This is a genomic window from Dyella sp. (assembly GCF_036568765.1).
In the GTDB taxonomy this organism is placed as follows: domain Bacteria; phylum Pseudomonadota; class Gammaproteobacteria; order Xanthomonadales; family Rhodanobacteraceae; genus GSA-30.
Genome location: NZ_DATCRY010000277.1, coordinates 1 through 4,519, shown reverse-complemented (window position 1 = coordinate 4,519; position 4,519 = coordinate 1). Strand labels below are relative to the sequence as shown.

Here is a 4,519-nt window from a genome sequence, read left to right as displayed (position 1 = left end):
CTAAAAACCTGTCAATGACTTGGACACAGCGAAAACGGATCCTATCGTTGTGGGAGCGACTTCAGTCGCGACAAGGACTTGCGATAAGGCACGATCGTCGCGACGAAAGTCGCTCCCACAGAAGAGCCAGTTTTTAGAGGTCCCCTTCAGTCGCGACAGGCCTACCTCACGGCAGGTTCGTGCCAAGACTTGAAGTTCCATGGCAAAGCCGGCTAGTCCGAACTCCCTCGGCGTCACGTCGAAAGCGTCTTCCCCAAGCTCCTGCCGCGGTGCGTCAGAACCGCTTCGCACCCGCTATACTCGGCCGATGATGAGACTTTCCAGGGACGTCGCGGGCCCCAGTCTGGCCCCCGGCGGCAGCGTAGTGGCCGTTGGCGCCTTCGATGGCCTGCATCGCGGGCATCAGGCGCTTTTGGCGCAGGTACGCGAGCGCGCCGAGATCAGCGGCTGGACGCCGGCGGCGGTGAGTTTCGAGCCGCTGCCGCGCGCATTCTTTTCGCCCGTGCCGGTGCCGCGGCTTTCCGGCGTGCGCGAGAAGCTCAAGGGCTTCGACGCCGCGGGCATGGAACAGATCCTGCTGCTGCGCTTCAACGCTGCGCTTACGTCCATGTCCGCCGAAGACTTCGTTCGCCGTGTCCTGATCGAGCGGATGCATGCGCGCGAGGTCTGGGTCGGCGGCGATTTTCGTTTCGGCCACAAGCGTGCCGGTGATGTGGCGCTGCTGGAAGCCATGGGGCGCGAACTGGGCTTCGAGGCCCATGTGATGGCGCCCGTGCTGCTGGAAGGCGAGCGCGTCTCGGCGACCCGGGTACGTAACCTGCTGGCGGAGGGCAGCTTTGCGGCGGCCGAACCATTGCTTGGCCGTCCCTTTGTGATCGAAGGCAAGGTGGAATACGGCAACCAGCTCGGACGCACGCTGGGTTTCCCCACCGCCAATATCCATCTGCGCGAACGCGTGACTCCCGTGCAGGGCATTTTTGCCGTGCGTGTGGGGCTGGGCGAGAGCGAATGCAGTTGGCCGGGCGTGGCCAGCCTCGGTGTGCGTCCGACTGTCAACGAAGTTAATGAGCCCTTGCTCGAAGTTCATCTGTTCGATTTCGATGGCGATCTTTATGGGCGCCGCATGGCCGTGGAGTTCGTTGCCAAGTTGCGCGACGAGCAAAAGTTCGACGGCCTGGATGCGTTGACCGCCCAGATGCAGCGCGATGCCCGCGAGGCGCGTGCGGTGCTGGGCATGAATCCGCGTCTGGCCGAGGCGTGAAACACAAGTTTTCAAGAAACCGGCGGCGTCGCTACGCACGATAGGCGCCGACACCCACCCCGATGGCAAGCATGACCATGAGCAAGGACTACAAGAGCAGCATCCATCTGCCGCAGACGGCATTCCCGATGCGCGGCGACCTGCCCAAGCGCGAGCCCGCCTGGCTGGCGGCATGGGAGAAGGTGGATCGCTATGCACAGATTCAGCAGAAGACCGCTGGCCGCGACCGCATGTTTGTGCTGCACGATGGCCCCCCTTACGCCAACGGTGCGATTCACCTGGGCCACGCCGTCAACAAGGTGCTCAAGGACGTCGTAGTCAAATCCAAGCTGCTGGCGGGCTACCGCTCGCCGTACGTGCCGGGCTGGGATTGCCATGGCCTGCCGATCGAAATCGCCATCGAGAAGAAATTCGGTCGCGCCGGCGACAAGCTCGATGCCGAAGCCTTCCGCCAGAAGTGCCGCGAGTTCGCGCAGCAGCAGATCGATCTGCAGCGCGTCGACTTCAAACGCATGGGTGTGCTGGGCGACTGGCAGAACCCGTATCGCACGCTCGATTTCAAATACGAAGCGGACATGATCCGAGCGCTTGCGCGCATCGTCGATGGCGGGCATGTCGTGCGTGGCGCCAAGCCGGTGTACTGGTGCTTCGATTGCGGCTCGGCGCTGGCCGAGGCGGAGATCGAATACGGCGACAAGACCTCGCCGGCCGTGGATGTCGCCTATGACGCCGTCGATGGCAAAGCACTGGCGGCCAAGTTCGGCGTCGATGCGAGCGATGCCATCGTCGCTATCCCGATCTGGACGACCACGCCGTGGACGCTGCCGGAAAGCCAGGCCGTGGCGTTAGGGCCGCAGATCGAATACGCGCTGATCGAAGGCGCCCCGCGCGACGGACGTCCAGTATGGCTGGTGATCGCCCAGCGTCTGGTCGACAAAGTGGCTCATCGTTATCTGCAGCGCGAAACGGCCGAGCTCGTGCCTGGCAGCCACACCGTCGCTGGCGCGGAACTGGAGCTGACCAAGCTGCGTCATCCGTTCTATGCGCGCGAAGTGCTGGTGATCCTTGGCGATCACGTGTCCGACGAAGACGGTACCGGCGCCGTGCATACCTCGCCCGACCACGGTCCGGAAGACTTCGCCGCCGGCAAGCCTTACGGCATCGGCACGCTCAATTACATCGGCTCGCGCGGTGTCTATGGCGAGCAGACGCCGCCGGCAGGCGATATCGTGCTGGCAGGGCAGCACATCTGGAAGGCCAACGACGTCATCGTCGATCTGCTGCGTGCACGCGGCGTGCTGCTCGCCTTCGCCAAGATCGCGCACAGCTACCCTAATTGCTGGCGTCACAAGACGCCGGTGATTTTCCGCGCCACGCCGCAGTGGTTCATCAGCATGGAGCAGAACGGCCTGCGCAAGAGCGCGCTCGATGCGATCAAGACCGTGCGCTGGATTCCGGGCTGGGGCGAGGAGCGCATCGCCGGCATGATCGCCGATCGACCGGATTGGTGCATCTCGCGCCAACGCACCTGGGGCGTGCCGATCGCGCTGTTCGTGCACAAGGCGACGCAAGAGCCGCATCCCGACTCCGTGGCGCTGCTGGAGAAAGTCGCGCAAAAAATGGAGCAGGGCGGTATCGATGCGTGGTTTGCGCTCGACCCGGCCGAGTTGCTCGGTGCCGATGCGGCCGATTACGAGAAAGTCTCCGATGTGCTCGATGTCTGGTTCGATTCCGGCACCAGTCATTTCGCCGTGGTCGGTCAGCGTCCGGAGCTGCAGCGCGGTAACGCCGCCGAATACAAGGTGATGTACCTGGAAGGCAGCGACCAGCATCGCGGCTGGTTCCATTCCTCGCTGCTGACCTCCGCCGCTATCCATGGCCATGCGCCGTACCAGGAAGTGCTCACCCACGGCTTTACCGTGGATGCGCAGGGCCGCAAAATGTCCAAGTCGCTCGGCAACGGTATCGAGCCGCAGGACATCATGAAGGACCTCGGCGCGGACATCATGCGCCTGTGGATATGCTCGACGGATTACCGCAACGAGATGTCGCTGTCGGACGAGATCCTCAAGCGCGTGGCCGATACGTATCGCCGTATCCGCAATACCGCACGCTTCCTGCTCGGCAACCTCGACGGTTTCGACCCGGCTACGCAACTGCTGCCGGTGGCCGATTCGATCTTGCTCGATCAGTGGGCCGTGCAGCAGGCTTACGACACCCAGCAGGCCGTGGTCGCCGCTTACGATCGTTACGATTTTCCGGAGATCGTCCAGCGCGTGCAGAACTTCTGCACCAACGAAATGGGCGCGCTGTACCTGGATATCACCAAGGACCGGCTCTACACCATGCCGGAGAACAGTCATGGCCGGCGCAGTGCGCAGAGTGCGATGTATCGCATTCTCGAAGCGCTGGTGCGCTGGCTTGCACCGATGCTCAGCTTCACGGCCGAGGAAATCTGGCAGCACATGCCGGGCGGGCGCGACGAAAGCGTACTGTTCGAAACCTGGTACGACGGCTTGGCCGCGACCCAGGGTTTGCCCGAGCAGCGTCGCTACTGGTCCGATTTGCTCGCGATCCGCGATACCGCTTCGCGCGTGCTCGAAGAGATGCGCAAGGGCGGCCAGATCGGTGCCTCGCTGGAGGCGAAGCTGGCGATCCATGCCGATCCTGCCGTCGTAGCGCGCTATGCGCCGGCGATGGAAGAGCTGCGCTTCTTCTTCATTACCTCGGATGTGCGCCTGGATGTGGCGGGCGGGCAGCCGGAAACGGCGGTACTGACCGAGCTGGAAGGTGCCGACGTATGGGTGTCGGCTATGCCCAGCGAAGCGCCGAAGTGCATCCGCTGCTGGCATCGTCGCGACGACGTCGGTACGCATGCGGAGCATCCGGAACTGTGCGGACGTTGCGTGAGCAATATCGATGGTCCCGGCGAAGATCGCCGTTATTTTTAAGTACGATTTCTAAGCATATCGGCGCCCCGTAATGGGGCGCCTTGTCGAGGTTTCAGCGTTTGTCCACATCCCCCAAACCCTCCGCGCTCTCCTGGCTGTGGCTGACCGCCGTGGTCATCGTGCTCGATCAGCTTTCCAAGGCCTGGGCGCTCGATGCTTTGCAGCCGGCTGGAGTGCCGCATCCGATCGTCCCAGGCCTGCTCAACTGGACCCTCGCGTTCAATACGGGCGCTGCCTTCAGTTTCCTGGCCGACAGCGCCGGCTGGCAGCGCTGGTTCTTCGTTGCCCTGGCGGTCGTCATCGGCGG

3 protein-coding genes are annotated in these 4,519 nt (G+C 63.4%); all 3 read left to right on the top strand.

Features of this window, described 5'->3' with window-relative positions:
- Window positions 1-307 precede the first annotated feature (307 nt).
- A complete protein-coding gene (locus tag VIM98_RS17840; RefSeq protein ID WP_331994449.1) occupies window positions 308-1,261 on the top strand; it encodes a bifunctional riboflavin kinase/FAD synthetase in 954 nt (317 codons plus the stop codon).
- 77 nt (window positions 1,262-1,338) lie between these two features.
- The gene (gene ileS, locus VIM98_RS17835) at window positions 1,339-4,212 is read left to right on the top strand and encodes an isoleucine--tRNA ligase (RefSeq protein ID WP_331994450.1); all 2,874 of its coding nucleotides are present in this window, start codon (window positions 1,339-1,341) and stop codon (window positions 4,210-4,212) included.
- 59 nt (window positions 4,213-4,271) lie between these two features.
- On the top strand, window positions 4,272-4,519 hold a 248-nt coding region (locus VIM98_RS17830), incomplete at its 3' end, for a signal peptidase II (protein ID WP_331994448.1).

Bases quoted from the DNA above. Each gene is read 5' to 3' on its own strand.
- VIM98_RS17840 (WP_331994449.1), top strand. From the start codon at position 308: ATGATGAGACTTTCCAGGGACGTCGCGGGCCCCAGTCTGGCCCCCGGC.
- ileS (WP_331994450.1), top strand. From the start codon at position 1,339: ATGAGCAAGGACTACAAGAGCAGCATCCATCTGCCGCAGACGGCATTC.